25 protein-coding genes are annotated in these 26,636 nt (G+C 42.8%); 2 read left to right on the top strand and 23 right to left on the bottom strand.

Annotated elements, in window-relative coordinates:
* Positions 1-11: 11 nt before the first annotated feature.
* Positions 12-1,883 carry a YgiQ family radical SAM protein gene (locus CZ225_RS15845; protein WP_077155853.1) on the bottom strand — a complete coding sequence of 624 codons (1,872 nt, stop codon included), beginning with the start codon at positions 1,881-1,883 and terminating at the stop codon, positions 12-14.
* Positions 1,884-2,294: 411 nt separating this feature from the next.
* Here CZ225_RS15845 and CZ225_RS15840 point away from each other — a divergent pair, with 411 nt between their 5' ends.
* The gene (locus CZ225_RS15840; RefSeq protein WP_077154673.1) at positions 2,295-3,518 is read left to right on the top strand and encodes a site-specific integrase; all 1,224 of its coding nucleotides are present in this window, start codon (positions 2,295-2,297) and stop codon (positions 3,516-3,518) included.
* Between the two features lie 22 nt (positions 3,519-3,540).
* Complete coding sequence (locus tag CZ225_RS15835) at positions 3,541-4,842, top strand: site-specific integrase (protein ID WP_008777758.1); 1,302 nt, start codon at positions 3,541-3,543, stop codon at positions 4,840-4,842.
* A 68-nt stretch (positions 4,843-4,910) separates the two neighbouring features.
* On the opposite strand, the gene CZ225_RS15830 is transcribed toward CZ225_RS15835, so the two are convergent.
* From CZ225_RS15830 to CZ225_RS15725, 22 genes are all read right to left on the bottom strand, one after another.
* Positions 4,911-5,222 (bottom strand): helix-turn-helix domain-containing protein, encoded by a 312-nt coding sequence (locus CZ225_RS15830; protein ID WP_005644200.1) that lies wholly within the window; start codon positions 5,220-5,222, stop codon positions 4,911-4,913.
* Positions 5,219-5,515 (bottom strand): helix-turn-helix domain-containing protein, encoded by a 297-nt coding sequence (locus CZ225_RS15825; RefSeq protein ID WP_008777759.1) that lies wholly within the window; start codon positions 5,513-5,515, stop codon positions 5,219-5,221. The genes CZ225_RS15830 and CZ225_RS15825 overlap by 4 nt, the downstream gene beginning before the upstream one ends.
* Before the next feature lie 15 nt (positions 5,516-5,530).
* Positions 5,531-5,848, bottom strand: a complete 318-nt coding sequence (locus tag CZ225_RS15820) for a helix-turn-helix domain-containing protein (RefSeq protein WP_008777760.1) — start codon at positions 5,846-5,848, stop codon at positions 5,531-5,533.
* A 215-nt stretch (positions 5,849-6,063) separates the two neighbouring features.
* Complete coding sequence (locus CZ225_RS15815) at positions 6,064-6,603, bottom strand: hypothetical protein (protein WP_234983064.1); 540 nt, start codon at positions 6,601-6,603, stop codon at positions 6,064-6,066.
* Positions 6,604-6,786: 183 nt separating this feature from the next.
* On the bottom strand, positions 6,787-8,097 hold the full coding sequence (locus CZ225_RS15810) for a sigma-54-dependent transcriptional regulator (RefSeq protein ID WP_008777762.1): 1,311 nt from the start codon (positions 8,095-8,097) through the stop codon (positions 6,787-6,789).
* Entirely contained in the window at positions 8,072-10,384 is a 2,313-nt protein-coding gene (locus CZ225_RS15805) for an ATP-binding response regulator (protein WP_077154672.1), read from the bottom strand. Before CZ225_RS15805 ends, CZ225_RS15810 begins: the two co-directional genes overlap by 26 nt.
* Before the next feature lie 226 nt (positions 10,385-10,610).
* Complete coding sequence (locus CZ225_RS15800) at positions 10,611-12,884, bottom strand: Helicase associated domain protein (RefSeq protein WP_077154671.1); 2,274 nt, start codon at positions 12,882-12,884, stop codon at positions 10,611-10,613.
* A 324-nt stretch (positions 12,885-13,208) separates the two neighbouring features.
* Entirely contained in the window at positions 13,209-14,555 is a 1,347-nt protein-coding gene (locus CZ225_RS15790) for a sugar phosphate nucleotidyltransferase (protein ID WP_008777765.1), read from the bottom strand.
* Positions 14,556-14,573: 18 nt separating this feature from the next.
* A complete protein-coding gene (locus tag CZ225_RS15785) occupies positions 14,574-15,518 on the bottom strand; it encodes a GDP-L-fucose synthase family protein (protein ID WP_008777766.1) in 945 nt (314 codons plus the stop codon).
* Positions 15,515-16,603 carry a GDP-mannose 4,6-dehydratase gene (gene gmd / locus CZ225_RS15780; RefSeq protein ID WP_008777767.1) on the bottom strand — a complete coding sequence of 363 codons (1,089 nt, stop codon included), beginning with the start codon at positions 16,601-16,603 and terminating at the stop codon, positions 15,515-15,517. The genes CZ225_RS15785 and gmd overlap by 4 nt, the downstream gene beginning before the upstream one ends.
* Positions 16,600-17,370 carry a glycosyltransferase family 2 protein gene (locus CZ225_RS15775; protein ID WP_008777768.1) on the bottom strand — a complete coding sequence of 257 codons (771 nt, stop codon included), beginning with the start codon at positions 17,368-17,370 and terminating at the stop codon, positions 16,600-16,602. Before CZ225_RS15775 ends, gmd begins: the two co-directional genes overlap by 4 nt.
* A 242-nt stretch (positions 17,371-17,612) precedes the next feature.
* Complete coding sequence (locus CZ225_RS15770) at positions 17,613-18,530, bottom strand: glycosyltransferase family 2 protein (protein ID WP_034530098.1); 918 nt, start codon at positions 18,528-18,530, stop codon at positions 17,613-17,615.
* A 15-nt stretch (positions 18,531-18,545) separates the two neighbouring features.
* Positions 18,546-19,184: an immunoglobulin domain-containing protein gene (locus CZ225_RS15765; RefSeq protein ID WP_008777770.1), complete on the bottom strand. Its 639-nt coding sequence runs from the start codon at positions 19,182-19,184 to the stop codon at positions 18,546-18,548.
* Entirely contained in the window at positions 19,177-20,343 is a 1,167-nt protein-coding gene (locus CZ225_RS15760) for a glycosyltransferase family 4 protein (protein WP_008777771.1), read from the bottom strand. The genes CZ225_RS15765 and CZ225_RS15760 overlap by 8 nt, the downstream gene beginning before the upstream one ends.
* Positions 20,340-20,855, bottom strand: a complete 516-nt coding sequence (locus CZ225_RS15755; RefSeq protein ID WP_229035878.1) for an acyltransferase — start codon at positions 20,853-20,855, stop codon at positions 20,340-20,342. The genes CZ225_RS15760 and CZ225_RS15755 overlap by 4 nt, the downstream gene beginning before the upstream one ends.
* 10 nt (positions 20,856-20,865) lie before the next feature.
* Positions 20,866-21,990 (bottom strand): glycosyltransferase, encoded by a 1,125-nt coding sequence (locus CZ225_RS15750; RefSeq protein ID WP_077154670.1) that lies wholly within the window; start codon positions 21,988-21,990, stop codon positions 20,866-20,868.
* The gene (locus CZ225_RS15745; protein ID WP_034530101.1) at positions 21,987-22,658 is read right to left on the bottom strand and encodes a hypothetical protein; all 672 of its coding nucleotides are present in this window, start codon (positions 22,656-22,658) and stop codon (positions 21,987-21,989) included. Before CZ225_RS15745 ends, CZ225_RS15750 begins: the two co-directional genes overlap by 4 nt.
* Before the next feature lie 16 nt (positions 22,659-22,674).
* On the bottom strand, positions 22,675-22,911 hold the full coding sequence (locus tag CZ225_RS23025) for a hypothetical protein (RefSeq protein WP_129585816.1): 237 nt from the start codon (positions 22,909-22,911) through the stop codon (positions 22,675-22,677).
* A gap of 103 nt (positions 22,912-23,014) precedes the next feature.
* On the bottom strand, positions 23,015-23,713 hold the full coding sequence (locus CZ225_RS15740) for an acyltransferase family protein (protein ID WP_083714656.1): 699 nt from the start codon (positions 23,711-23,713) through the stop codon (positions 23,015-23,017).
* A 3-nt stretch (positions 23,714-23,716) separates the two neighbouring features.
* Complete coding sequence (locus CZ225_RS15735; protein ID WP_008777775.1) at positions 23,717-24,766, bottom strand: glycosyltransferase family 4 protein; 1,050 nt, start codon at positions 24,764-24,766, stop codon at positions 23,717-23,719.
* Positions 24,766-25,725, bottom strand: a complete 960-nt coding sequence (locus tag CZ225_RS15730) for a glycosyltransferase family 2 protein (RefSeq protein ID WP_008777776.1) — start codon at positions 25,723-25,725, stop codon at positions 24,766-24,768. The genes CZ225_RS15735 and CZ225_RS15730 overlap by 1 nt, the downstream gene beginning before the upstream one ends.
* 1 nt (position 25,726) lies before the next feature.
* Positions 25,727-26,635 carry a hypothetical protein gene (locus tag CZ225_RS15725; protein WP_008777777.1) on the bottom strand — a complete coding sequence of 303 codons (909 nt, stop codon included), beginning with the start codon at positions 26,633-26,635 and terminating at the stop codon, positions 25,727-25,729.
* Position 26,636: the final 1 nt, after the last annotated feature.

The raw sequence follows: 26,636 nt of genomic DNA, 5'->3' as shown, positions 1-26,636 counted from the left end.
TGAAAGTAATTTCAGCGTTTATTTCCAGGCTTCTTTCCGTATAATTTATCTATCAAATCTTGTCGTCCGATACGCCGGAGCTCATTGATTATATTTTTCCGTTCTTCCGGTTTATACCAGAAGAAGAATTGACGTTGCGCTAACTTCTCCCGTTGAGTTTTGGCACTGAATACTGGTTCTAAAGTGTATGGGTGAAATCCTGTATACCATGCTTCGGTAGCGACTGTCATTGGAGTCGGAGTAAAGTCCTGTACCTGCTCCAAATGAAAATCCAGTTGCTTGGTGATTACAGCGAGTTCCGCCATATCTTCTTCTTTGCACCCCGGATGGGAGGATATGAAATAAGGAATGAGCTGTTGGCGCAAATTTTCTTCTCTGTTGATACGGTCGAATATCTTTTTGAATGTTTCAAATTGATTGAAAGACGGTTTCCGCATAATCGACAATACCCGGTCACTGGTATGTTCGGGGGCAACCTTTAATCGCCCGCTAACGTGGTTAATGATCAGCTCACGAGTATATTCGGCAGTACTCTTATTAGTCTCAGCGTCTTTACTCTGATGGAGAAGTAGGTCATAACGTACTCCGCTACCGATAAATGACTTCTTGATACCGGGCAAAGTGTCTACTGCTTTGTATATATCTAATAAAGGTCGATGATCTGAATTTAGATTCGGACATACTTTGGGATGAATACATGAAGGACGTTTACACTTCTTGCAGACTGCTTCATCTTTACCTTTCATCTGATACATATTAGCAGACGGACCACCCAAATCACTCAGATATCCTTTAAAATCCGGTAATTGCATTACCTCTTTTACTTCTTTCAGAATGGACTCTTTACTACGACTGACTATAAACTTTCCTTGATGTGCGGAAATAGTGCAGAAAGCACAGCCACCAAAACACCCCCGGTGAATGTTTATTGAAAACTTGATCATATCGTAAGCTGGAATCCGCTTTCCTTTATATTTAGGATGAGGCAAACGGGTATAAGGAAGATCAAACGAATGGTCAAGTTCTTCCTGGCTCATCGGAGGATAGGGTGGATTGACAACTACGATTTTATTGTCTACAGCCTGTGTGATACGGGAAGCTGCATATTTGTTAGACTCCTCTTCGATATGTCGGAAATTGCCGGCTTGCTTCTTTTTATCAGCCAGACATTCTTCATGTGAATAGAGTTGAATATCATCTGATGCAGGTGTCCATTCCGTAGCGCGACAGAGATAGGCTACCTGAGGAATGTTTTCTACTATCTTTTTAAGGTCCTTACTAGTCAAAAGAGTTTCATCTTCGGAAAGTAGACATTTCATCTGTCTTACTAAATCTACCAAAGGCTTTTCTCCCATTCCATATACCAGTAAGTCAGCATTACTATCACACAAAATACTTTTTTGTATTTTGTCCTGCCAATAGTCATAATGACTCAGTCGTCTCATACTGGCTTCAATGCCTCCTAAAATGACAGGGGCATCCGGATAAAGTCTTTTTAAAATCTGACTATAAACAATGGAAGGATACTCCGGACGCATGTCTGGTCGTCCGTCGGGAGTGTAAGCGTCTTCACTGCGCAGTCGCTTGTTAGCAGTATATTTATTGACCATGGAATCCATGCAACCACCGGAGATACCGAAAAATAAACGCGGACGTCCCAGTTTCTTGAAGTCACGTAGGTCATCCCGCCAGTTAGGTTGGGGGATGATAGCAACTTTCAAACCTTCTGCTTCAAGGATACGTCCGATAACGGCAGCTCCGAAAGAAGGATGATCCACATATGCATCACCGCTGAAAAGAATGACATCTAACTCATTCCATCCGCGAAGTTCCACTTCTTTTTTGGTAGTCGGTAACCAATCAGTCAATCGATATTCTTTCATGCTGCAAAGATAGAAAAACTCGCTCACATATGGATAACTTTGGAGAAAATAATGTAAAGTGTTTGATAGCAAAAGGGATATGTCGTTTTGTACCACATTCTTCCGCAGGAGGCTTTTAGCAAGTTTTAGGTGGAGTTAGGAGGACAAATCACTACTTATCCGTTGCCTTTTCGGGATAAAAAAAGAGGCTTGAAAAACAAGCTTTCGTCTTTCATTGATAACCCCGTTTACCACCGCAAAGAACGCTGTTTTTTCCATGTCTGCTGACGCAAACTTAGTCATATTTTTCCGTATCAGAAAAAAATACAGGCTTTGTTTGCAGGCCGAGGGGTCTTATTCTACGTTCCGCTACATTTTTCATGCCGTTCATTTACTCTGCATATAATAATTTTGCAAACAAAGGAATTGGTTATGAACCAGGCAAATGTAAAGGTGTCGTTCTACCTGAAAAAGAGCGAGGCGGATGCCGACGGGAATTGCCCCGTAATGGCAAAGTTGAATGTCGGAAAATATTCCGAAGCGGCATTCAGTGTGAAGATAAAAGTCCCGCAATCCCGCTGGTCTTCGGGACGCGCTTCCGGAAAAAGCGTGGCGGCAAAGGAAATCAACAACCGGCTGGATGAGATACGTGCGATGGCATTGAATATCTATATGGAACAGTCGGCTGTCCGTGACGGTGTGACGGCCGAAGAGGTGAAAGGCATACTGCTTGGAATGGCAAGCGGGCAGGAAACGCTTCTGGGATATTTCAGGCGGTTCATCCGCAACTTTGAAAAGCGTGTGGGGATAAACCGTACGGTAGGAAGCCTGAGAGCCTATAGCAATGCCTATAGCCATATCGAAAGATTCTTGCAGGCGCAATACAAGCTCTCCGATATTCCGTTTTCTGCGTTGGACCGTTCTTTCATTGACAAGTATGATTTGTATCTCCGGACGGAACGTAACCTCGCTCCCGGAACAATCATCAACCTGACCGTCCAACTGAAAACCATTGTCGGAGAGGCCATTGCTGACGGTATTATTACCGCCAGCCCGTTCATGGGCTACGAGCCGGTGCGCCCGAAGCACGTGCAGAAATATCTCACGGCAGAAGAGTTGCACAGGATTATGACCACCCCGCTTCACAGGCAGACCCTCTATCATGTCCGTGACATGTTCCTTTTTTCCTGTTTTACCGGCATTCCATACGGAGATATGCGCCTGCTGACAAAGGACAACCTATGCCTTGCGGAAGATGGAATATGGTGGATCAAGAGTGCCAGGCAGAAAACCAAGATAGAATTTGAGATTCCTCTTTTGGATTTACCGTTGCAGATTCTGAAGAAATATAGCGGTACAGCTCCCGGTGACAAGCTGCTGCCGATGTATTGCAATTCCACGCTGAACCTCTACTTGAAAGAGATTGCCCGAATCTGCCACATTGACCGTCCGTTGGTCTTCCATGCAGGACGGCATACATACGCAACGGAAATCACACTCTCTCATGGGGTCCCCCTTGAAACGGTCAGCAGGATGCTCGGCCATAGTCAGATAGAGACCACACAAATCTACGCGAAAGTGACCGATGAGAAGATAGACGCCGACACCAAGGCATTGAACCGAAAAATCTCGGAGCGTTTTTCTGTCGTCATTTAATAACCTTTTAAATGGAAAGAATATGGAAAAGAATACTGAAAAACAGAATGTCAAACGACGCAGCACTTTTGCCGTGCTGTTTTATATTAACCGCACGAAAGTGCGAAAGGACGGAATGTGCCAGCTATTGTGCAAGGTGAGCATTGATGCCGAATGGGCACAGATAGGGACCAAAGTCTCTGTCAATCCGGGCATCTGGAATCCGGAGAAAGGCCGTGCCAACGGAAGGAGCGAGAATGCCGTTACCGTGAACCGTGCCATAGATGACCTGACACGTGAGATTGCCGGACATTATGAGCGGATAAGAAACAGCCTGGGGTTCATCACGGCTGAACTGGTCAAAAACGCAGTCAAGGGTATCGGACAGAAACCGCTTACCCTGCTGGCTCTTTTCAGGGAGCATAACGAGGAGTTCAGGAAACGGGTCGGGATAGACCGCATACAGGAAACATACGACTCCTATCAGCGTTCCTACAAGCATCTTTCCGCTTTTGTCCGGGAAAAGAAAGGCGTGGAAGATGTGACGCTGCGAAGCCTTGACCGGACGTTTTATGACGATTTCGAGGTATTCCTGCGGACTGACCGCAACCTGAAACCCAAAAGCGTGCATGAACACCTGTACCGTTTGAAAAAGCTCACGATGCGGGCTGTGAGCCAGGGCACGTTGCGACGCGACCCTTATTGCCGCCTGCATCCCGAACTGCCCAAAAGGAAGAGCCGCCACATGAAACTGGAAGACCTTAAAACACTCATGACCACTCCGGTGGAGAAACCGCAACTGCAATTCGTGCGGGATATGTTCATCTTTTCAACCTTTACCGGACTGGCGTATGCGGATCTGAAACGGCTTTCGGACAAGGACATCACGCAGGCCGGCGACGGCACATGGTGGATTCATATCCACCGGAAAAAGAGCGATACGCTCTCTTCTGTCCGTCTGCTGGATATTCCTCTTCAAATCATAGAGAAATACCGCGGCCAAAGAAGCGGAGACAAGGTGTTCAATATTTATGCCCGCGGGTATTTTATCCTGTTGACTAGGGAATTGGGGCAGGTATATGGTTTTGATTTGACCTTTCACCAGGCCCGGCATAATTTCGGTACCCACATCACCCTTTCGCTCGGCGTTCCGATAGAGACGGTAAGCCGGATGATGGGACATACCTCTATTTCCACCACGCAGATTTACGCGCAGGTTACGGACACGAAAGTGGACGAGGACATGAAACGGTTGAGGTCCACAGGTTTCGGAAACAGGATAGACCTTTGCGAGGAGGATTTCACCGTCAGGAAAAAGCGGAAAATAAAATCACCGGCTGTATGAAATGGAAAACGGAGAAACTGCCCGGCTGACAGCAGGCAGTTTCTCCGTGCTTGATTAAAGAAGCAGTACTATACCCAGCGCTGTTCCTCCCGGCACCGTTTGTAGGCATCGTCCAGTATTTTCATGATATCGGACTCTTTATAGAGTGCCTTCCCTTGCACCAGATAGTAAGGGATTACACCGAATGTACGGTATTCCTGCAATGTACGCCTGCTTACCCGCAGGACTTTGGAAAGTTCCTCGTCCGTAAGGAAACGTTCACCGTTGAAGAGTGATCTCGGTACATCCTCCATTACTGAAAGCATCCTCTCCATTTTCTCCAGTCCCTGGAACATCACGTCAATGCGTGGGTCTTTCTTGTCTATAAAATGATAGCTCATAATTTGCTCTTTATTAAAGGGTGGTAACTCAATTCCAATAATCTCCGTATATCTTCCGGTTTGTAGAAAAGCTTGTTCTTGATGCGACTGAAAGGAAGGAGACCTTTGGCACGATACGCCTGAAGGGTCTTTTTGTTGATGCGGAGTACGTCGCACACCTCCTGGTTGTCCAGCCAGTTTTTCAGGCCGAGATCCTCGACCGGACGGCACAGGCGTGTCACCCGGTCCTCAAATTCGCAAAAACGGACACGCAGTTCTTCAAAAGTCTGTTTGTCAATACATACAAGTTCCATATTCTTTCATTTATATTAATTTTCCATCTGTTTTTTCAGTCTCGCCGGCAAACGCCTGCCCTTTTGGTTGAGGAACGCCTCGACCTCGGAGGACTTGTAATAGGTACGCCCGTCTATCATGTAATAGGTCACGAGTTTCTTCTGGCGGTACCGCGCGAGAGTGCGTTTGGTAATGCCGAGCAGCTCGCACATGTCCTGGTTGTCCAGCAGCTTGTCTCCGTCAAGCGCGGAGGTCTGGCGGTTCATACGGCTCAGCCTGTCTTCAATCCTGTCGAACCTTTCCATAATCTGATGAAGCATCATCTGGAAGGTCTCACGGTCTGTCTGTATCATAATACGGTCTGTCTTTAAAGTGTAAATAATTGACTGGTTACACCTTGTCGCGCAACAGGTTATATTATGATATAGGGCTAACGGCGTGCCAATGGCTCTGTATTTCACGAAATGACATAGCTATTCCGTTGAAATACAGTATAATAAAAAATAAAGGAGAAATATTTGATGGGAAATTAACCTTGCAGGATGCAAGGATTCTCGCAATCTGCAAGTTACATCCTGCAAGGATTACGATAAATCAGACGGCAGATGCCACCAGGCAGGACAACGGCCTTGTGTAACTGCCATTGCCGGACGGGAAAGATGGCCTGTATGGAATTCCCTTTGCCGGCGGAATAAGGAAAAAGGTAGATAATAAGTTCTTCCACAAGATTGTAATGGAAGAGGCCACGCAGGAGATCCAATGTTTCTGCATCAGAAACTTCTGCCAGGTAGATAAAGGAATCGCCTTTAGTGTCTTTTTCACAAAGAAGGTCTAGTATGTAATGGGGTAAAATCCGGGCATCACAACGCTCCCGCCAACGGGCAAAACCTTTCCTGTGGTTCATTACCCATCGCATCAGCACGTTGTCGGTTTCCGGCAGGAAGCCGTCCAGTGTCATCGCCGTTACAGCTTGGACTTTTGGCATAAATTCTGTTTTGATACCGGACCGTAAGCCGTCAAAAAAAGAAGCGTGCAAACACGCTACTTCTAATGGAGGCTCTGGAATGCCTTTGAAAGGAATAGGTGAATGCACGCTATGCGTAGGCATAGCATAAGCAATCACGCAATAGTTCCTTTCAATGTTAATTTTCCAGATTCCCATTAGAAACACCTTGCGGTCTTATGTCATATACAGTCAGCAATTGTCTTAGAGACAATATGTCGATTTTTCTCTATTTGTTTGCAAATGTACACATATTCAGTGAGATTTGCACTAACGGCAGGCTCATTTTTATTTCACCCCGTATTTCTTCATCTTCCGGTACAGTGTTGCTGGGTTGATGTTCAGCAGTGCGGCAGCCTGTTCCCGGTGTCCGTTGCAAGTTTTAAGAGCATTGATAATATTTATTTTCTCCAATGACTCATCCTTCAACGGCTGAATTGCCGGGGAGTGCGTATCTCCACTTTGGCGGATCTCAATATCCAATCCTTCCATATCCAGCATCGGAGTCTCCGCAATCAATACAGCACGTTTGATCCGGTTCTGTAAGTCCCGGACATTGCCCGGCCATGAATAGGTAAGCATCCTGCGCTTGGCATCTTCCGTAAAGCCTTGTGTTTCCCTTTTCAGTTCTTTCGAATGGCGTTCACGGAAAAACTCAGCCAAAGGGATGATGTCTTCCGGACATTCCGCCAATGAAGGCTGACGTATCTCGAATTCGCAAAGGCGGTGGTAAAGGTCTTCCCTGAACCGCCCTTCCTTGATGGCCAGTTGCAAATTCTCATTTGTGGCGGTAACGATACGCACGTCCGCTACCCGTTCCTTGTCACTGCCTATCGGAGTATAGGTATTCTCCTGTAACACGCGCAGCAGCATGGACTGAATCTCATAGGACATTGTACCTATCTCGTCCAGAAACAGAGTTCCGCCTTTCGCCATGTCGAAATATCCGGTCTTGGCGGTGTCGGCACCGGTAAATGCCCCTTTCTCGTGACCGAAGAACAACGAGGCGGCCAGTTCACGTGGCAGTGCCCCGCAGTTCACCGCCACGAAAGGCATCTCCCGGCGTTCGCTGCCCAGATGGATGCTCTGTGCCACCGACTCCTTCCCTGTACCGTTGGCACCAAGTACCATCACCGACATTTCCGATGGAGCTACCAGTCTGGCAAGTTTCTCCACTTGTAGGATCTTCGGACTTGTACGGTGAAACAGTACCTTTTCCTGTTTCCGTACCGTAACCATGGGGCGGAACACATCTTCTGCCAGTTCCAGCAGATGTTCCTTGCGTACCGGCTTGGGAAGGTAGTCTATCGCTCCCAACTTAATAGTGCGCACCACATCGGGAACCGACACATACTCGGTCGTGATGATGAAAGGAATATCCTTTCTTTCCTTGCGCAGCCATTCCAGTAGAGATATTCCGTCCCCTTCGGGTAGACGTACGTCCGATAGAATCAGATCAAATTGTATTTTGCGTATCAGTGAACGGGCTATCGGTTCGTTCATAGCTGTCACGACATCATAACCAGCTTGTGCAAACCAGTCCTTCTGCATCTGAGACAGGCTGATATTGTCTTCAACTATCAGTATTTTCCGTTTCATTTGTCTGTCTTTTTATTTCATTTTTTGCTGCTGCCATCAACATATCGGTATGATTTATTATCCGTTGAGTATATTCTTTTAAAGCAGTGTCACTGGCCCTTTCATCTTTTAAAAGGGAACGATAAGCGAACAACATTTCTTCATTATGTAATAATTCCCACATCGGCAGCATACGGTGAACCGTTTCACGCAATTTCTTCCTATTACAATTTTCTATGGCCGAATTGAGTTCTTCAACATCTTTTTTCGACTGGTCAATAAAGGAACATAATAATTTTATCTTATCGCTCACCTCACACAACATCATGCTGAAATCTACATCATGCTTTTTGTCAGGGCAACCCCTTTCTATAGTTGACAACAGACCGATCAACTCTGTAGATGAGAACGGCTTATAAATACAGGCTGTAAATCCGGCATTCAAAAAAGCATCTTTCTCCTTCTCTCCACGTGCAGTCATAGCGACAATGGGTATAGTCTTTGAATTGCCAATACTTGAGTTACGTAACAAAGTCAACAATTCAAACCCGTTGGTGTAAGGCATCAGGATATCTGTAAGCAACAGGTTATAATCTTTTTCCCGCATGGCTTTTACTACCTCTTTGACTGTGGTACAAGTTGTACAGGCCATGCCATTACGCTCTAACATTTCTTTAATGACAGCTTGCAACATACTGTCGTCATCAATAACAAGTACATTGTGATGCAGGTGTGTGGAATGCGTCGGGACATGTTTTTCGCTTTCCAACGGTTCATCCGTTTCCGGCATGGGAAGGGTCACACGAAATGTGCTTCCACAATTAATCAAACTTGTTACTTCTATTGTCCCATCAAGAAGATTGACAAGTCCTTGCGTGATCGGAAGCCCCAATCCGAATCCGTCCGCATTGGTTGCAGAGGTATGGCGTTCAAAAGGACGAAAGATACGGGAAAGTGTCTCCTCACTCATACCAACACCGGTATCCACTATTTCCATGACCAGCAGTCCATTGAGATAGTGCACATTGAAATTGATTGTGCCGGTCTCCGTGAACTTAACTGCATTGGTAAGCAGATTGTCTATAATCTGTTCTATGCGGTCTGCATCACCATATAACTTGACTTCCGTATCCTTAAAATCACAATTGAACAGGATACCCTTATTATTGATTATATGAGAAAAACCGGCAGCGGTACGTTCCAATAATTCATGCAGGTCGAATGGGACATCGTTCCGTATTTCTTTCGCCTCGTTTAACCGGTACACATCCAACAGGTTGTTAAGCAGATGTACCACATGCTTGCACACCCTCCTTATGTTATTCAGATGGATATTCCTCCGTTTCTTTTCACGTGTATCCATTGCCAGATCGGCACTGCCGTCAATGACATTCAAAGGGGCACGTATGTCATGCGATATGGTCAGGATAATATTCTTGCGCATTTCCAACAGCGCAGTGTTTTGTTGTATCGTATCTTCCAAACGCTTCCTTGTTCTTGCCTTTTCCCGTAAATCTTTTTGAATAATCAGATAGGATATGACAAGCAGAATAATGGCGGAGATAATCAGCCAGGAGATGACACATATGGAACGGTTGTAAGATTCTCTAAGATGACATTCCTTCGCTTCAAGTACACGTTCTGTCTGGTTGTTCATCGTGGTTATCAGATGGCGAAGCTTTCGGTTGAGTTCCTTGTTGTGGTTGCGGAGGCTATCGGTATAAGCATTGATACTTTTCTGCCGTTCTTCCTGCATGGATAGCAATTCCTTGTTCAATGTCTTGAGAATTGTAGATGCGGAAGGAACTATCTCCAGAGTTTCTTTTGCCCCTAAAAATCCTGTAAAACCTTTCTTTTTACGAATAACAGTACGCGGTTGAGCTTCCGCTGGTAAATGAGAGAATTGCATACCTTCCTGACTGTTCTGACTATGGAAAAGTTGCATAATTTGGTATAAATGCTCTTCTTTACTGGATAATAGATAGCGCAGCGAGTCTATTTGACTTTGGCTGACAAATTCCTCATACCCCTTGTGCATGGCCTGCAACATGGAATCGATATGCAGACGAAGAGAATGATAGTTCGCAAAATCCTCCTCTTCCCAAGAAAGGGCTGTTTCACCATAAGTTGAGAGAATCGTGATGTGATGCTGGACTATATTTCCATTGTGTTGAACCCGATGAATTGTTTGTGCCTCAGTTTCAATCACCAAAACCCTATTCCGCTCACGTACCATGATTATAATCATACCGATTATAGCCACAATCAACACCATATATCCAAAGATGATTTTATATTGAATACTCATTTATCAATATTTGCTGTTTATTTAGACACTATATGTATGTGGAAAGCAACCAGTCCTTCTATCCGAAATTTAAGGGTGGCTTGTATAAACGGTAATATGCCTATTAGTACGAAAAGCGATTGGGTATATTGTATTCTAAAATCATAGTGTACTTTGAACTGCGATAATAAGGCTGCGGAAACTCTATTGTTTCGTATGAAATGAGAGTATTTCCATTTCTTCTGTATTACTTGTCTCCTTTCAAGGGTATAAATCCTATTTGTTCCAATTGGGCGATTTTTTGATCCGACAAGCTTCCTCTTCGATAATTCCGTCTTTGAACCGTACACCAACGCCCCAACGCCCCTTCACGACATCCAGGCCACCGTCCATTTTGGACATGAAACTGGTGCAACTGTTCCAAGTAGCTTCGCCAGACCTGCTCCACCGACCAGACAAATCCTATTCGATCTAATAGTGTTTGACGATTAGGGGAAAGTTTCCCTTGCTTGCGCATTTTCCGCTGTCTACTGCACCACTCGCCCAAATAACCTTCGGCTGATTTGGGAAAGCGCTGCTGTTTGTCAAGAAAGATTTTCAACGCTTCATAATTTTTCATCCATTCACCGTTCAAGTCCTGACTCCACACAAATCCGATCTCATCCAACACACGAATACGTTCTTTGCTCAAACGTCCTTTCTTGCGTCTTTCCCGTTGAGTATAACACCAGGTAGCCAAAGCTCCATCCTCCCGTTTGGGCCAGCGGCCTTGAGTCGCAAAGAAGACTTTCAATGATTGGAATTCCTTCATCCAGTTTGAATCCAGCAAGTTCCATTCAAAGCCGACAGACTCCAGCAGTTTGTAACGCTCCTCCGAGAGTCTTCCCCGTTTGTAAGCCATGCGCTGCGTATTGCACCACAAGCCCAGCTTCCCCTCTGTAACCGAAGGCCAGTCATTTTCTTTCTTACGGAACTCAATAAGCCTCTCATACATGATCTGCCAAGGTTCCAACTCTGTCAATATCTCCTCAATACGAAGCCGTATGTCTGATAGGAAACCTGTGGTCAGAAAAGAGGTCACCCCTTCAAATCCCTTGGGTGAAGGCTGACAGGCAAGGCGTTCCATGTGCAAGGCCATCATGTCATATACAGATTTGCCCGATAGGTTGTTCACAAAATCCAATACGACAGGCTGTTTCCCGCTTCCGGCATCCAAGCAACGGCCCAGCTGTTGCAGGGTAACAATATAGGATTCTGTCCGCCGTAGAAACAAGACGGCATCTATGCCCTCCACATGCAGTCCTTCTATCAGCATATTGACAGAGAACAATACATGCAATTTCCCAGATTCTTTTTGGAAAGCCTTTAGTATTTGATTATTAGTCCGTTCGCTTTGAGTGTGATGGATCTCAAATGGTATGATTACCCGTCCGGCTTGTGTCAGCCAGCCACACACCTCAGGAACCATCTGTTTCAGGTCGGTAAGATCACGGCAAAAAACCAGCAGTTTACATACATCTTTGGGCAAGAACTTTCGGATTACCTCAGGAGCTCCTAACGCCCCTTTAAAATCAACGCGAGCCACATCCAGTTTCTTTTGGACTTGTTCTTTTCGTCGAATTGAACATCCGCTTCGATCCAATCGCTTTTGTAAACGATTCAGTTCACCGTCTAATCCATAGGCACTTTGTACCAGGATTGGGACTGGTAAAATACGGTAATACCAAGCCTGAGGTAAGGTAAGTTCATAAAACAGATTTCCCTCGAAATAAAGATCCACCGTATCAATCATTCCCTCCGGGCGAATAGGAGTCGCCGATGTTCCTAATATATAGGCCTGCGGATTGGATTCAATTACCTCCTGCAAAGCAGCCCCCCATATTTCTGCACCGAAATGATGAAACTCATCAATCAAAATATGATCTGCTTTGAGTTGTTTATCATTTTTTCGATAATATATCAATGACTGAAACGTTCGATAGCAGATATAAGGAGAGGTAAAGCCTACCGCTTTTTTGATCTCCTCCAGGATTGTGACATTTGGAGCAAATACGCAAATTCGTTCTGTGGCATGGTCTGATATATAACGAGCCAGCAGATATGACTTTCCCGTCCCGGTCGCTTGCACAACGGTACCGATACGATGCTGTTCAAAGCCTTTTATAATAGCACGATAAGCTTTCTCGTTATGTGGGTAAAGTTCTACATGTCTGCCGGAATTAAGGCTTCTGAGGTAGTTGTCGTCAGAAACAGTCAAACCATGCAACTCATAAGCCAACGCCTCTTTCAGAAATCCACCATGAGCTACAATCCGAAAATAAAGACTCCCTTTACCTTGGGTTAATACTGTAAACTCCTCATAATATCTCTCAACGTCCGTTCGGGTCAAGGGGCGAATATTCCAAACCTCTTTAGCAATAAAATGTACCATTCCCGGCTTGAATCCGACCCATAGGAAGCCGTCCGATTCTATTACGTGATAAGCAAGTTTTCGATAATAAACCGATAACGAAGAAACCATGTTATACAATCAATGTTTTCAAGATATCAAAAGAACAAAAAGTGATGTACAAGACGCAGTTTGTTCCAACACTTCTTGTTCTTTCTTCATTCCCATACGAAATAGCATAAGATAAATTCTTAATGGATTAACACCGGAATATTTTGATACTATCCACTGAACATTTGCATTTTTGGAATGCAATATAAATTTTGATTCTCCCATAAACTCGATTTTCATAATCAATGGAAGAATCACAAAAGCCCTTACCTTTTATAATTCTGAATTTTGTGTAAGATATTTAATCGGATTTGATTATCTGGAAGTTCTCGCCAAACTTTGTATCTACTTTTGCCAATTCCAATCAAACAATTCCACATCATCTTCAAGAAGATCGCTTCCGGTTTGCGTTTCTATCAGGGTCAAGTCATTTATGGCTTTTAGACCGTGGCGCATATCTTCAAGGATACAAACAGTATCTCCCCGTTTAACTGGGGTAATTTTTCCTTCTATAGCCAACAGTCCCTCTCCATCAACAACCGTCCATACCTCTTTCCGTAGATGATGAGCTTGATATGTGAGACTTTTTCCTGCCTTTATAATCAATTGCTTCGTCAACGACTGAAAGCCATCTGAATATTGAACATTATGAATAATCTTGTATTCTCCCCAATGTCTTTCCTCATACATTGGACAACACTGTAGCCGGTCTGCATATTTTTTTATGTTCTCGCTCTTGTTCTTTTCGGAAATTAAAATACCGTCATTCGATGCTGCAATCACCAAATCTTTGGTTCCTATACACATAATCGGAAGATCCAATTCATTAATGATATGTGTATTTTCCGCCTCTCCATCTGTGATAACATTACCTATTACATGGTCTTCCAACTCATCTGTAAGTGTATTCCAAGTCCCTAAATCTTTCCATTTGCCAGAGAAAGGAACTACTGCTACCAATTTGGCCTTTTCTGCCACCTCATAATCGAAACTGATTTTGGGGAATTCACTATATCTGTTACGGATTTCCGAAAAAGAAACAGTCCGGATATATTGCTCCACAATATTCATCATATATCCCAACTTAAAAGCAAATACGCCACCGTTCCAAAATGCATTTTCTTTTATAAGATATTCCGCTGTAGCTACATTTGGTTTTTCCGTAAACCGTTTGACCGAAAAGATTCCACCTTTCAGTTTCGATTCATCAGGCACTACATATCCATATTTAACAGATGGATAGGTTGGAGTAATCCCCATAAGAACCAGCTCAGCTACATTGTCATCCACCGCATGCACCATCTGCTCAATAACTTTGAAATATCCTGCTTCCGTAAAAGGGTCACAAGGCATAACAACAACTACTTCTTCATCGGCACATGATTTCTCATATTTCAGATATGAAGCTGCCAAAGCAATGGCTGGAAATGTATCACGTCTTTCTGGCTCCACCACTACATCGATGTATTCACCCAGCTGATTGTAAATAACATCAGCCTGAGACAAGCTGGTAGCCACGGTTACATGACCTTTTAAATCGGATTCTCCCAATTGACGAATAACCCGTTGTACCATCGACTCTTTTTGACCATCGGGAGAATTGAGTAATTTTATAAACTGTTTGGAACGACTGTTATTTGACAGAGGCCAAAGACGTTTCCCAGAGCCTCCGGATAATAAAAGAATTTGCATAAATAATGTTTTAAATCGTTACCTTTCTGCACGCATGGGATTATGCAGGAAATCATCATAAGCCAATCGGATACCATCTTCCAATTCAGTTTGGTAAGACCACCCCAAAGCCGTTGCTTTCGATACATCCAAAAGCTTTCGGGGTGTGCCATTCGGACGTGAGGTATCCCATTTGATTTCGCCTGTAAATCCTACAACCTTAGCCACCAATTCTGTAAGATCTTTAATGGTCAATTCTTTACCGGTTCCTGCATTCACAGTTTCATTCCCCGAATAGTTGTTCATCAAGAACACGCACAGATTAGCCAAATCATCTACATATAGAAACTCCCGGAGCGGGCTGCCGTCACCCCAGCAAGTCACTTCATCCAGACCCGCCTCTTTCGCCTCATGGAAACGGCGGATCAAAGCAGGAAGTACATGACTATGTTCAAGATGATAATTATCATTGGGTCCATACAGATTTGTTGGCATCACACTAATGAAATCCGTACCATACTGCCGATTCAAAAATTCACAATATTTCAAACCCGATATTTTGGCCAAGGCATACGCTTCATTCGTTTTCTCCAATTCTGATGTTAGCAAACAAGATTCAGGCATAGGCTGAGGGGCCAAACGTGGGTAAATACATGAAGAACCTAAGAACTCCAATTTTTTACAGCCGTTCTTCCAAGCTGCGTGAATCACGTTCATCTCCAGTATCATGTTGTCATACATGAAATCAGCCAATGCAGATTGGTTGGCAATGATACCACCTACTTTGGCAGCAGCCAAAAAGACATATTCCGGTTTTTCTTCCGCAAAAAACTTTTCCACAGCTTCTTGCCGTGTCAAATCCAATTCTGCATGAGTACGAGTGGTAATATTCATATACCCTTGCCGATGTAACTCACGGACAATGGCAGAACCCACCATCCCACGGTGTCCTGCTACATATATTTTTGCGTTCTTATCCATCATTTTACAATTCCTTTCTCCAGATATTCGGCCAAGTTGGTACGCATTACGTTGGCCACATGTTCCGCAGCCACTTTTTGCATATCATGAGACACCATAATTTTCACCAACTCTTCAAAGGAGGTGGATTGCGGATTCCATCCCAATTCATTCTTAGCTTTCGTAGGATCACCCCATAGGTTGACAACATCCGTAGGACGATAGAAATCCTCACTGACAGCTACCAGTACCTTTCCGGTCTTTGCATCAATACCTTTCTCATCTATACCTTCACCTTCCCAACGCAGTTCAATGCCGGCATAGTGGAATGCCAATGTAGCAAATTCGCGAACAGTGTGCTGTACACCTGTTGCAATGACGAAATCCTGCGGTTTGTCCTGTTGAAGAATCAACCACATACATTCCACATAATCTTTAGCATATCCCCAATCACGTAAGGAATCCAAATTACCCAGATACAGACAATCCTGCTTCCCTTGAGCAATACGGGCAGCAGCCAATGTAATCTTGCGCGTTACAAAGGTTTCGCCTCTGCGTTCCGATTCGTGGTTGAACAGGATACCCGAACAACAGAACATATTATAAGCCTCGCGGTACTCTTTCACAATCCAATAGCCGTAGAGTTTGGCTACGGCATAAGGGCTGTAAGGATGAAACGGTGTATTTTCATTTTGAGGAACTTCTTCTACCTTGCCATAAAGTTCGGAAGTTGAAGCCTGATAAATCTTACAGGTTTTCTCCAGATGATTGGTACGAACCGCCTCCAATATGCGGAGTACTCCTACAGCGTCCACATCAGCTGTAAATTCAGGTGCATCAAACGACACCTGTACATGGCTTTGAGCAGCCAAATTGTAAATCTCAGTAGGCTGTACTTTACCTACTAATTTCACTAAAGACATAGAGTCCCCCATATCCGCATAGTGCAAGTGAAAATGAGGTTTCCCCTCTAAATGAGCAATACGCTCCCGATAATCAACTGATGAACGACGGATGATACCATGAACATCATATCCTTTGTCCAATAGAAATTCTGCAAGAAACGAACCGTCTTGCCCGGTAATGCCGGTGATTAAAGCTGTTTTCATCTTGTTATTTTTGTTAGTAATACTTCATGAATTTTATAAATATACCTCAATGATTCCAAAAAGGCATTACTGTATATGCCATTACGTTTGAATGCTTTTTGATGATCGGATATAATTTGTTTATGGCTGGCAAAGCCACTGGTGGAAGTCCCTCCTGTGCGCATGGTTACAAAATCCATTGGGATATATGTTGTCTGTATTTTATGTACGAAAATAAACCGTAAAAGACATTCAAAGTCGGAAGCAATCTTATAAGACAAATCAAAGCCACCATACTTATCATATATAATTTTGCGGCAGTAGAAACTTGGGTGTGCAGGCATAAAGCCAAGTCGCATCCAGCTACGGTGGAAAAGTCTTGACGAATAATAACGGACACATTTACCCAAGTCATTGCCATCCACGAAATGAATATCTCCATATACTGCATCCACTCGGTTGGTAGCAAGCTCTTTCTCTAATTTTTCCACTACATCCGAAGAAGTATAAAAATCATCCGAATTCAAGATACCAACCACCTCCCCCGTGGACATCCGAATCCCCTTGTTCATAGCATCATAAAGACCTTTGTCCGGTTCACTTATAAACCGCAATCGTCCATTATAACGAGGTTCATACTCCCGGACTATTTCCATCGTATTGTCTGTACTTCCCCCGTCCACAATGATATGCTCTATGTCGGGATAACTTTGGCTGAGTACACTATCCAAGGTCGTGCAAAGTGTTTTACCGCTGTTCCATGTAGCGGTAATAACTGATACTTTCATGTAAGTTATAATGTAATGTTATGTTTTGGGCTTCTATGCGTTCTCTCTTCTATATTGTTAAGTATAACTAACAATGTCGGTATATTTGCCATAATTTATAAATCATACTTAATAATAGAATACATGAAACTGCCCCAAATATGTCGTCAGCCTTGATGAATGGACGATAGGCAGCAATTACGAAGGAATCCACCACATTCATTTGCTCGATTTCCTGCAACGGCAGGAGTTATAAATCTATATTACTCCAAAGATATGCCATAATGATCTTTCAAATATTGGCATATCTTTTTCTTGTCATTTCCACAAGCTCTTTTTATTTCAAAGATCTTAGCATCCACCAAAGTACGGTACCACCAACCTTGCAAGAAGTCCCAGAGGAATCCTTCCTTGCCATCTAAGAACCCCAACTTTATGATATAACGATAAACAAAGTAGCCGAAAGCCCTCCAAAATAAAGGCATCTTCGCATATCGGTTTTTCTGTGCCCGCTTTCGTTCAACCTCTTTCCCATGATCTTGTGATACGATTTGAGAACCCGTCAAATGAAACTCTGCATCCAGCAACAAAGCCGCTTCCCGCGAAGCATAATTATTATGCTTATCTGTAAACTGCCCGAAAGTCATTCGGTTGTCATCCACAAATTGATGTTTCAATTCTGCCGTCTCGCCGTCCAATATCTCCAAATGCTCATCCATCAACCGCTGCTCATAACGAGCCATTCCTTTCCGGAAAACACGCACGATCTTGACATTATTTACAATGCCATGATGTAAGATCTTACCACAATAAGCGCGCGCGAGAGAGAGAGAGAGGGCTGAAACGCCCTCCGGCATTACAGGTAATCTCTCTTTTAATTCTTCAACCAATTCGGGTAACAAATACTCATCCGCATCCAGACGAAGAATCCATTCGGTCTCTATCTGCAATGTATCCAACGCCCAGTTGAACTGTTCGGCTTGATTACCCGGATACTTATGTACCACTACCTCCACATTCTCAAACTCCCGGCAAATCTCTACTGTCCTGTCAGTTGAAGGCGAGTCAACCACAAATACCTTCTTGGCAAAAGGTGTTACATTCTCCAAGCACCTACGGATATGTATTTCCTCATTATAGGTGAGGATAATTACCGTAATATCCAATGTCTTATTCAACATAACTACATTTACATGTTACAATTTTTCTTTTGTTCTTATGGATTCTATAACCAGGGAAACGCTTTTTTCGATACTTCCTGTATTATCTATTTTTATGACTTCTGGCTTTTGAGCTATCTTTTGATATAACCTAAACCGATAATCAAAAGCCTCATTAAAGGTGTTTTCAATTCTGCAATTCAAAACATCTTCTCGATTACGGCTTATCACAAACTGAAAGCTATCATTAGGCAAAAGCCGTTGGTATAATTTATACCATTTGCCGTCAAGTATGTCGAGGTTATGAGTTTCACTTCCCATATCAATGATTATGTCATTTACCCATCTGTCACAGATTACATAATCAGTTCTTAACTTAGTTGGTTTTTTGCGAGCTAACCAACTATCTATATAAGAACTATATAAGTAGAACCAGCAAAACAAAGGGCTTTTATAGAAATAGTGCAACCACATTTCTCCCATTGCGGTATTCTCCTTTTTACTTAATCCTGTAAGTTTAGCTATGGCATGCATTATTTTTATCAATTTATGATGATAACGCATCCAAATATATCCAACAGTCTTACCTTCTGCTTCCAATTGGGCACGCACACCTTCGATGACTGTAGTTTTTCCACTGCCATCCACGCCTGATATGATGATGTATTTAGTCATTTTGTTTCAATAAGTTAATCCATTCCATCCCCACTTGACTCCATGTAGGATGCGCATTCATTATTATTTTACCCTTATCAGACCTTGAATTTCTCAAAGCAACATCGCTCCAAGCCTTTTCGATTGTAATGGCCAATCCTTTGATTGACTTATCAGCAGTCAGCAGTCCATACTTAAGATATTCCGTAGTACCTCCATTGACAAAGGTGATTACAGGTGTACCGCAACTCAGCAACTCAAAATATGTCAAAGGCACCTCACTTGGAATCACGATGAAAGGCAGAATTGCATACCAAGCAGAGCCAAAAAAAGCCCTAAGCTGTTCTCTCGTCAGTCTATCCTTGATAATCTTTACTCGTTCCGGATGTTTCAGTCCGGACAATGTCTTTTCAAACCGCTTATATTGGGAACCCACATCCGTACGCATCAACATGACAAGCCGGACACCATCATCCTTCACGCTGTCTAAAGCCTCCAGCAACACCTCTGCCCCACGAGTAGGTGCAGGAGCGCCACTAAATAGTAGCCATTTTCTTCCCTTCAAATCATATTTATCCAAGACACTGTTGTCTGGTACAATTTCATCAAACGAATCCTTGCCAGGGTATATGGTTGTCACATTTTTAAAGCCGCCTCTCTTCACTGCTTTGGCACTCACATCGGTCAAACCAATCACATGGCTCACACCAATATTTTTCAATGTATGAGCAAAAATGCACTTGGACGTTATAGCCTCCATCAGGTAAGGCTTTGCAGCGGCTAAACCACCGTTCTTCTTCAGCAGCATTCCACTCTTCAGGTCATACACCCCTCCTGTCATGTAACCAATCTTCTTGCAGTTGATTTGAGCAATCCACTTGGCTGGTGTCAGCCCATCACGAAAAGTAAAAGGGATGAAAAGTATCTCCGGTTTTAGTTCCGTGCATTGGACAAAGATTGCCTCATTATTCTTTATCACGGAACACACATGGACAGGTTTCGACGAATCGCTTCCTGCCCAATCATAATCAATGACATCCTCACTGTTGCTGCAAGCATTCAAAATGCTTGCCTCATAGCCGTATTCCACCATCACCTTGGCAACCTCCAATATTGTTCGCCAAGGCATGAGATGTTCCCTTCCCTTAAAACAGTCAATCGTAAAGAATATAATTTTCATTTTCTCATTCTGATTACATTTGCAGGATTACCTCCTACAATGGCGTAATCGGGAACATCATGCGTTACAACGGCACCGGCAGCCAAAATAGATCCAGTACCAATGTGCCTACGTTTCGAAATGATGACATTTGCTCCAATCCACACATCGTCTCCTATGACGATGTTCGAGTCCTTGGTTTTTTCCACGTGACCTTGGAAGCACATCGGGGTTGATGTATCAGACACCTCATGTCCAAAAGTAATGCAATACAGGAACGGCCCCATCATTACATATTTACCTATATGGATGTCATTGGGAATGCTACAATTGGCACCAATACCACTATAATCACCTATCACGATATCCTTTCCGTTCCCAAAATAAATATTTCTGTTTATTGTTGATACTTTCCCGCACTCCTTAAATATGCGCTTGCACAGGAAAATACGGATTCGATTACTTACCCCCCCAATACAGGAGTGTACGAATCTGGCAAATGGTTTGCGAAACCATAAAACAAGACCAGCCAAAACTTTCTCATCATATTTTGTTTTGATTTATTGTTGCATTCTTTAATACCTCACACAACTTCTTTTTCATTATATCCTCCGTAAAGTTTCTGAGGAATCTTTCACGTGCATCATGTCCCATCTTCTTTCGTAGGGATTCCGATTCGATAAGTTTCACAAGAGCATCAGCAATAGCTTCCGAATTCCTCGCCGGCACAACAAGAGCTTCCTTCCCATCCTCGACCGTTTCAGGGTTGCCACCTACAGAGGTACATACAATAGCCTTTCCTGCCCGCATTGCTTCCAGTAATGCAATGGAATGATTTTCTTGAAGAGAAGGCAGACAGAATATGTCCCATGCTTTTAACCAAGCAGGTACATTATCCTGATACCCCTCGAAACAGATTAACTCCTCAACTCCAAGTTCTCTTGCCAAATTGCGCAAAGCCTCCTCCTCTGGACCGTCACCAATGATATAGATGTGGAATTTTTCATCCACACGCTTCCTGACTTCCGGAATAGCTTTTATTAAGAAATTCAATCCCTTGATAGCGTCCAGTCGTCCGGCCATTCCGATGCTGACCCCATCGGATTTTAGCACAACAGGTTCTAGGGCAGGCTCGTTTTCCACAATACCATTATACACCACTTCCAGTTTGCTTTTGGGCACTTTGCGCTCCAACAGGTACAGTCCGCTATATTCCGCCACCAGAACCACCGTTCGTGCAAATTTTTTATACATCCAGGCTTGCAATTTATTAATGGCGTCTGCAATATACCGCCTGCCCTCAGTCGGAGGATTGTACAGACCATGGTAAGTACATACCATCGGCACCCGAAGAGACCGCTCCAAACATGCTACCAGCTTGATGATCACAGGCCCGTTAAAACCATGACAGAACACAACATCAGGCTTTACTTCGCGGGCAATGCCGCCCAAACGTTTCACCCAACTCATATCTTTTCTGTTTTTTATGGCGATTACCCGTATTCCGGCCTCAGTCAGAGGTTTTCGGTCATACTCACAATTCTGTAGGTCAATGCACACAGAAGAAATCTGCAATTCGAGGTCATATTCTCCCAGTGCAGCATAGGTCAGAAACAACTTGCCTATACCACCCGTACCAAATGCCCAAATGACGTTTAAAACTTTCATCCTTTATAATCTTTTCTATATGTTAAAGGATTTGCTTTCAAGGCTTCGTATGAATCACCTTTCATATCATAAAAACTGTCATACTTATTATATGCTATTATTGGATGCTCATCCTCGCGCATCTCCTTACGCAGATAATCCTGGCTGTCAACAATCTTCAAATCCATTGGAATTTTGTACTTCCAGATACCGACAGCCCTCAATTTGATACCTATTAAATACGTTTTCAAGCTTGAATAATCCTGTACAATGCGCAGGTCAAAATCACTACGGTCATGGTACATGTGTCGGCAGATACTTCCGTATATAGTAACAGCACCGATGTTATCACAATCTTTCAGTTCCTCAACAGCCCAATCTACATAATCTATTACTGACTGTATGCCCTTACCTTTGAAACCGGTATAGACTTCACGGAACCCTACCAGCCATGTAGAATCAAACAGCCAGAATAACGTATGTAGCACTACAAATAGAGCCAAGGCCACCCACCACGAATAAATACAAACTGAAGCCAATGTCACTATTACTGCAACGGGTATCAGCTCCAATCCTATACGAAAAGCTCTTTCTTTCCTGTCCAGGACATGTACCGCCTGCAATGTCCAGCTAACGGGGAACCATCTGAAAAACAGAAATTTGCCCCAATTAATTGAATAACTACGCATATCTTGAATTATTTCATTAAACCAGTCTAAAGATTTCCTTCCATCTGAAATCTTCTTTTTCAAATAGTTGCTTAAATGTTCTACCTAATGTCCTCACGGCGTATGCCAATAGAATAACCTCAACAACCAAGATGATAATATTCAACGGGAACAGGTAATTTATTTTATCTGTAAACAATACATACTGAACAATGTATGATTCCAAACACAATGCAGCAATAGCCTGAATACCATACCCAACATTAGACTTCATCAGTAGTTTAAATATATCCGCCTGAAACAGATTGTACAAATAGATACATGTGCCCATTAAGGGCACTAACGATAACATCTGGTAAGGGCAGAGATTTTCTTTTTTAGTACACGCCAACAAGGCCCAAGTGTAACCCGGTACACACTAAAGTCATAATAGCATCGCGCCAAACCTTCTGTTTCAGAATTACATTCTTCGAACCTATGTATGCTCCCATCAGCATAAATGGAAACCAATAAAAGAATCTAAAGGTATGGTTTCTATACATGTGATAACTGCCTATGTCTTCATACATTACAAACCTCACTATCGGTATTATGCAAGCCACAACAAATACCCACCACTTAAAACGCATCAGATATTTACGAACAAAGTACAGCAGTACATAATACATCATAATGCAAGGGATAAACCATCTACTGGCACCTCCAACAATTTGTCCAATGTTCATGTCATCTGCAAAACAATAGAACGAGAATATCGCCCAAGCAAATACACTGGGGTATATTCTATTAATACGCCTCTTATACCAATTGTCGAATCGGTCTATTCTGCCAAGAAACAATGTGTATCCAGAACAAAACATGAATAGTGCATCACCAATCGTACCGCCAGTAGCAAACATTTCGTATTTGGGTGGATACATCATGTAACTATGCACATTTATAATCAATATCATAGCCACGAACTTTAACAGTTCAAGTGACAAGTCTTTACCCTTAGCTTGACTGTGATGGGGGGTAACCAAAACAGGGGAAGGAATGCCTGTTTGAATGGCATGCTCAAAAGTCATATACTCCATGGCTTATCTTCTCTTGTATTTATCAAGATAAGTTTTTACGGTAACTTTGATATCATACAGGTCCAGCACTCGCTTGTAAGCAGCTTCTACCTGCTGCTGATCGTTTTCATGTTTCAGAAATACCTCCAGTTTATCTGCACAATCAATAGGATTGCCATTCTTGAACACATAGCCGTACTTACCATAATCAATAACCTCTTCAGGGCCTTGGCCGGAAGATACCACCACAGCCACTTTTGCAGCCATTGCTTCGGCTACAGTATTTCCGAACCCCTCACGTATGCTTGGCTGAACGAATACATCATAATCACATACATGCTCAAAGATATACGATTGGGATTTCATGCCATGGAAGGTTACATTCTGTCCTAAGCCAGACTTTTGCACCATACCTTCAAGATATGGGCGTGAAGATCCATCGCCTATAAAATTGATCATAAAGTTATGGTAACCACGTTTCAAAAGTTCTGCACCAGCCTGTATCAAGATATGTTGTCCTTTGTCATCATGGTCAAGACGTCCAACCTGTACTATCTGCAACATATCTTTCCAATCACCCGATTGCCGTTGTTTGATAAGTTCCGGACGAATACCATTGGGATTACAGATACTCTCCGTTCCATTATATGCAAGAAGGGCTCGTCGAACGGAATCAGAGATAGCAAACACACGAGGTACAAGATCTATACTTTGGGTATTCTTCGGTTTGGGGAGTGCATGTAATGTAGCATTAGTAATCTTCTTATGCCAGGGTGCAAGTATTAACTTATACATAGACGAACTATGAATATGAATTACATTGGGATGCAACTCGTACAGGAGATAATTCAGTCGCAACATCGGCAATAAAAGGTTAGCACCATTCTTGCGATGGCCATAATGGAGCTTTATTCGCTTGTCAAGACTGTCATAGAGCGTGCTCTCAACCGTAGAGTCCTCCATAACAATCAGATGCACATCATGCCCCAACTTTATCTGTTCATTACAGATGTTTACCAACATGGTCTCAATACCTCCGAATGTAAACATCCAAGTAACATGTACGATTTTCATTATTTTATATTTGATCTTAATAAATAATATCTGACATACACATAAATACAACCGGCATAAAAATACAAACCACCCAAATTGAATGTATATACGAATCTCAAATGTGTAGGAACCTTACCTCCAATAGATACTAGTTTTTGTTTACATACCATTGCATCTTTATAATTACCAATCAGAAGATTGCAATCCAGCATAACTTTATAAGCATTTCTAAGAATCGATACTCCTTTGGGCTTTTGCGAGAGTTCCTCACCATACCACTCAACAAGCAGTTGTTTAGAAAGAAGCCCCTTTGCAATCTGTTTTCTATCATTTCGAAGAACGTTTCTGGTTACGCTATCAGTACGATTTCTTTCGCGAATTGTAACAATTCTATTTGTATAAAGAATCTTCTGAGCCTCACGATAGAAACGCTTGAAGAACACTCCTTCGTATATTCTCAAATCTTCATCAAAAGGGTATTTCTGTAAAGTTTCCGTCTTGATGCAATGAACAAAGTCTCCAGTAACCTCCTCAAATAGAAAGTTCTCGAAAGTTAGCTCAGCCTTTTGCTTACCCATCAGCAACGAACAACTCTGGTAGTATTCAACCATATCATCTGCGGCAAAGCAATAGTGCATATACTTTTGATTGCTAGCAATAGAATTTATAAAATTGATTGCCTCATCCACAAAATAGTCATCACTATCCAAGATGATACAATACTCACCAGTAGCCGCTGCAATAGCTGCATTACGGGCCGCATTGGTACCTCGATTCTGTGAAAATGGGATGAACTTAATATGTGGGTGTTTATCAGCATAGTTTTGCACAATCTTCGGAGTCTCATCATGAGAACCATCATCCACAACAATATGCTCCAGTTCCACACCCCATTGGAGGTTGCGAATCACGCTATCTAAGCATCTCGCGACACAATCAGCTCGATTATAGACAGGGGTTATTATTGAATATTTCATACTATTTCAATTTTAGCAGTTCCTTCTGACCATTCTTGCATAGATAAACAGTCTCGGGATATTGTTGGAATTCGAGGATCTCATCAGGCACGATATATTCCAATCGTTTGCCTTCGAGATAATAATTGTTTAAGTCCTCTATAGATATGCCCATGGATTCATTGTCGGCAATCTCCTGTACCATATTGATTGGGAAACTTAGAATGAAAGGATACTCGTATGTCAAGCCATGATCCATCAGGTTTCGAGGCATGACATAATGAACTATATTTGCTTCAAGTGTAGTGGGGTTGGCATAGATGATTTTTGACTGCAACTTCAAGCACAGCTTGGTGCTATAGATATGTGCGTCAACAGAGAAGTTATAACCCCAACTGCGAGCATCGCGGTGATTATGAAAATCCCATTCAAGCTTACCGTTATTAACAGGGATACTTGCTGGACGTTCTGTAATGTTCTTGCCTAAACGAAGTGAAATCTGATTTATATCCGGATTCTGTTCAATGAATGCAAGGTCATTCTTTGACAGTTCAACGTCACGGATGAATGCAGAATCATCGGTCAGGTACATGGTGTATTCACAACTGGAAGTAGCCAACATGTTATTAAGCAAATCGCGAAAGTTGGATTTTTGCTTACGTATGTGGTGATACTTCAATAGTTTTTTCAGATTGTATGGGGTCATGTAATCCGAGACGTGATAGCCAGAAGTCTTACGTGTTTCCTTAATAAACTCATATGCTGGATATTCCTTTTGAAGGATATCATAACCCTTCTGGAAATCATCACCACTGGTATTGTAAAGCACGGAGAGCTTATAGTTCGTCTTCTGCCAATGGCATTGGATACTTGATAGTAATGCCTCAAGCTGCAAAGCGCGATTGAACGAGAAAATAATAATATGAATCATA

The organism is Bacteroides bouchesdurhonensis (assembly GCF_900155865.1).
Lineage (GTDB): Bacteria > Bacteroidota > Bacteroidia > Bacteroidales > Bacteroidaceae > Bacteroides > Bacteroides bouchesdurhonensis.
The sequence above is the reverse complement of the archived record's forward strand: the minus strand, read 5'-3'. Positions and strand labels throughout refer to the sequence as shown.

What these genes read in the sequence shown, in the direction of transcription:
- CZ225_RS15830 (WP_005644200.1), bottom strand. Translation starts at nt 5,222, where the DNA reads ATGAGCTATCATTTTATAGACAAGAAAGACCCACGCATTGACGTGATG.
- CZ225_RS15840 (WP_077154673.1), top strand. Translation starts at nt 2,295, where the DNA reads ATGAACCAGGCAAATGTAAAGGTGTCGTTCTACCTGAAAAAGAGCGAG.
- CZ225_RS15845 (WP_077155853.1), bottom strand. Translation starts at nt 1,883, where the DNA reads ATGAAAGAATATCGATTGACTGATTGGTTACCGACTACCAAAAAAGAA.
- CZ225_RS15785 (WP_008777766.1), bottom strand. Translation starts at nt 15,518, where the DNA reads ATGATGGATAAGAACGCAAAAATATATGTAGCAGGACACCGTGGGATG.
- CZ225_RS15810 (WP_008777762.1), bottom strand. Translation starts at nt 8,097, where the DNA reads ATGAAACGGAAAATACTGATAGTTGAAGACAATATCAGCCTGTCTCAG.
- gmd (WP_008777767.1), bottom strand. Translation starts at nt 16,603, where the DNA reads ATGAAAACAGCTTTAATCACCGGCATTACCGGGCAAGACGGTTCGTTT.
- CZ225_RS15770 (WP_034530098.1), bottom strand. Translation starts at nt 18,530, where the DNA reads ATGTTGAATAAGACATTGGATATTACGGTAATTATCCTCACCTATAAT.
- CZ225_RS15835 (WP_008777758.1), top strand. Translation starts at nt 3,541, where the DNA reads ATGGAAAAGAATACTGAAAAACAGAATGTCAAACGACGCAGCACTTTT.
- CZ225_RS15745 (WP_034530101.1), bottom strand. Translation starts at nt 22,658, where the DNA reads ATGCGTAGTTATTCAATTAATTGGGGCAAATTTCTGTTTTTCAGATGG.
- CZ225_RS23025 (WP_129585816.1), bottom strand. Translation starts at nt 22,911, where the DNA reads ATGAAGTCTAATGTTGGGTATGGTATTCAGGCTATTGCTGCATTGTGT.
- CZ225_RS15805 (WP_077154672.1), bottom strand. Translation starts at nt 10,384, where the DNA reads ATGAGTATTCAATATAAAATCATCTTTGGATATATGGTGTTGATTGTG.
- CZ225_RS15765 (WP_008777770.1), bottom strand. Translation starts at nt 19,184, where the DNA reads ATGACTAAATACATCATCATATCAGGCGTGGATGGCAGTGGAAAAACT.
- CZ225_RS15820 (WP_008777760.1), bottom strand. Translation starts at nt 5,848, where the DNA reads ATGATACAGACAGACCGTGAGACCTTCCAGATGATGCTTCATCAGATT.
- CZ225_RS15760 (WP_008777771.1), bottom strand. Translation starts at nt 20,343, where the DNA reads ATGAAAATTATATTCTTTACGATTGACTGTTTTAAGGGAAGGGAACAT.
- CZ225_RS15725 (WP_008777777.1), bottom strand. Translation starts at nt 26,635, where the DNA reads ATGATTCATATTATTATTTTCTCGTTCAATCGCGCTTTGCAGCTTGAG.
- CZ225_RS15825 (WP_008777759.1), bottom strand. Translation starts at nt 5,515, where the DNA reads ATGGAACTTGTATGTATTGACAAACAGACTTTTGAAGAACTGCGTGTC.
- CZ225_RS15800 (WP_077154671.1), bottom strand. Translation starts at nt 12,884, where the DNA reads ATGGTTTCTTCGTTATCGGTTTATTATCGAAAACTTGCTTATCACGTA.
- CZ225_RS15790 (WP_008777765.1), bottom strand. Translation starts at nt 14,555, where the DNA reads ATGCAAATTCTTTTATTATCCGGAGGCTCTGGGAAACGTCTTTGGCCT.
- CZ225_RS15730 (WP_008777776.1), bottom strand. Translation starts at nt 25,725, where the DNA reads ATGAAATATTCAATAATAACCCCTGTCTATAATCGAGCTGATTGTGTC.
- CZ225_RS15750 (WP_077154670.1), bottom strand. Translation starts at nt 21,990, where the DNA reads ATGAAAGTTTTAAACGTCATTTGGGCATTTGGTACGGGTGGTATAGGC.
- CZ225_RS15775 (WP_008777768.1), bottom strand. Translation starts at nt 17,370, where the DNA reads ATGAAAGTATCAGTTATTACCGCTACATGGAACAGCGGTAAAACACTT.
- CZ225_RS15815 (WP_234983064.1), bottom strand. Translation starts at nt 6,603, where the DNA reads ATGCCTACGCATAGCGTGCATTCACCTATTCCTTTCAAAGGCATTCCA.
- CZ225_RS15740 (WP_083714656.1), bottom strand. Translation starts at nt 23,713, where the DNA reads ATGGAGTATATGACTTTTGAGCATGCCATTCAAACAGGCATTCCTTCC.
- CZ225_RS15735 (WP_008777775.1), bottom strand. Translation starts at nt 24,766, where the DNA reads ATGAAAATCGTACATGTTACTTGGATGTTTACATTCGGAGGTATTGAG.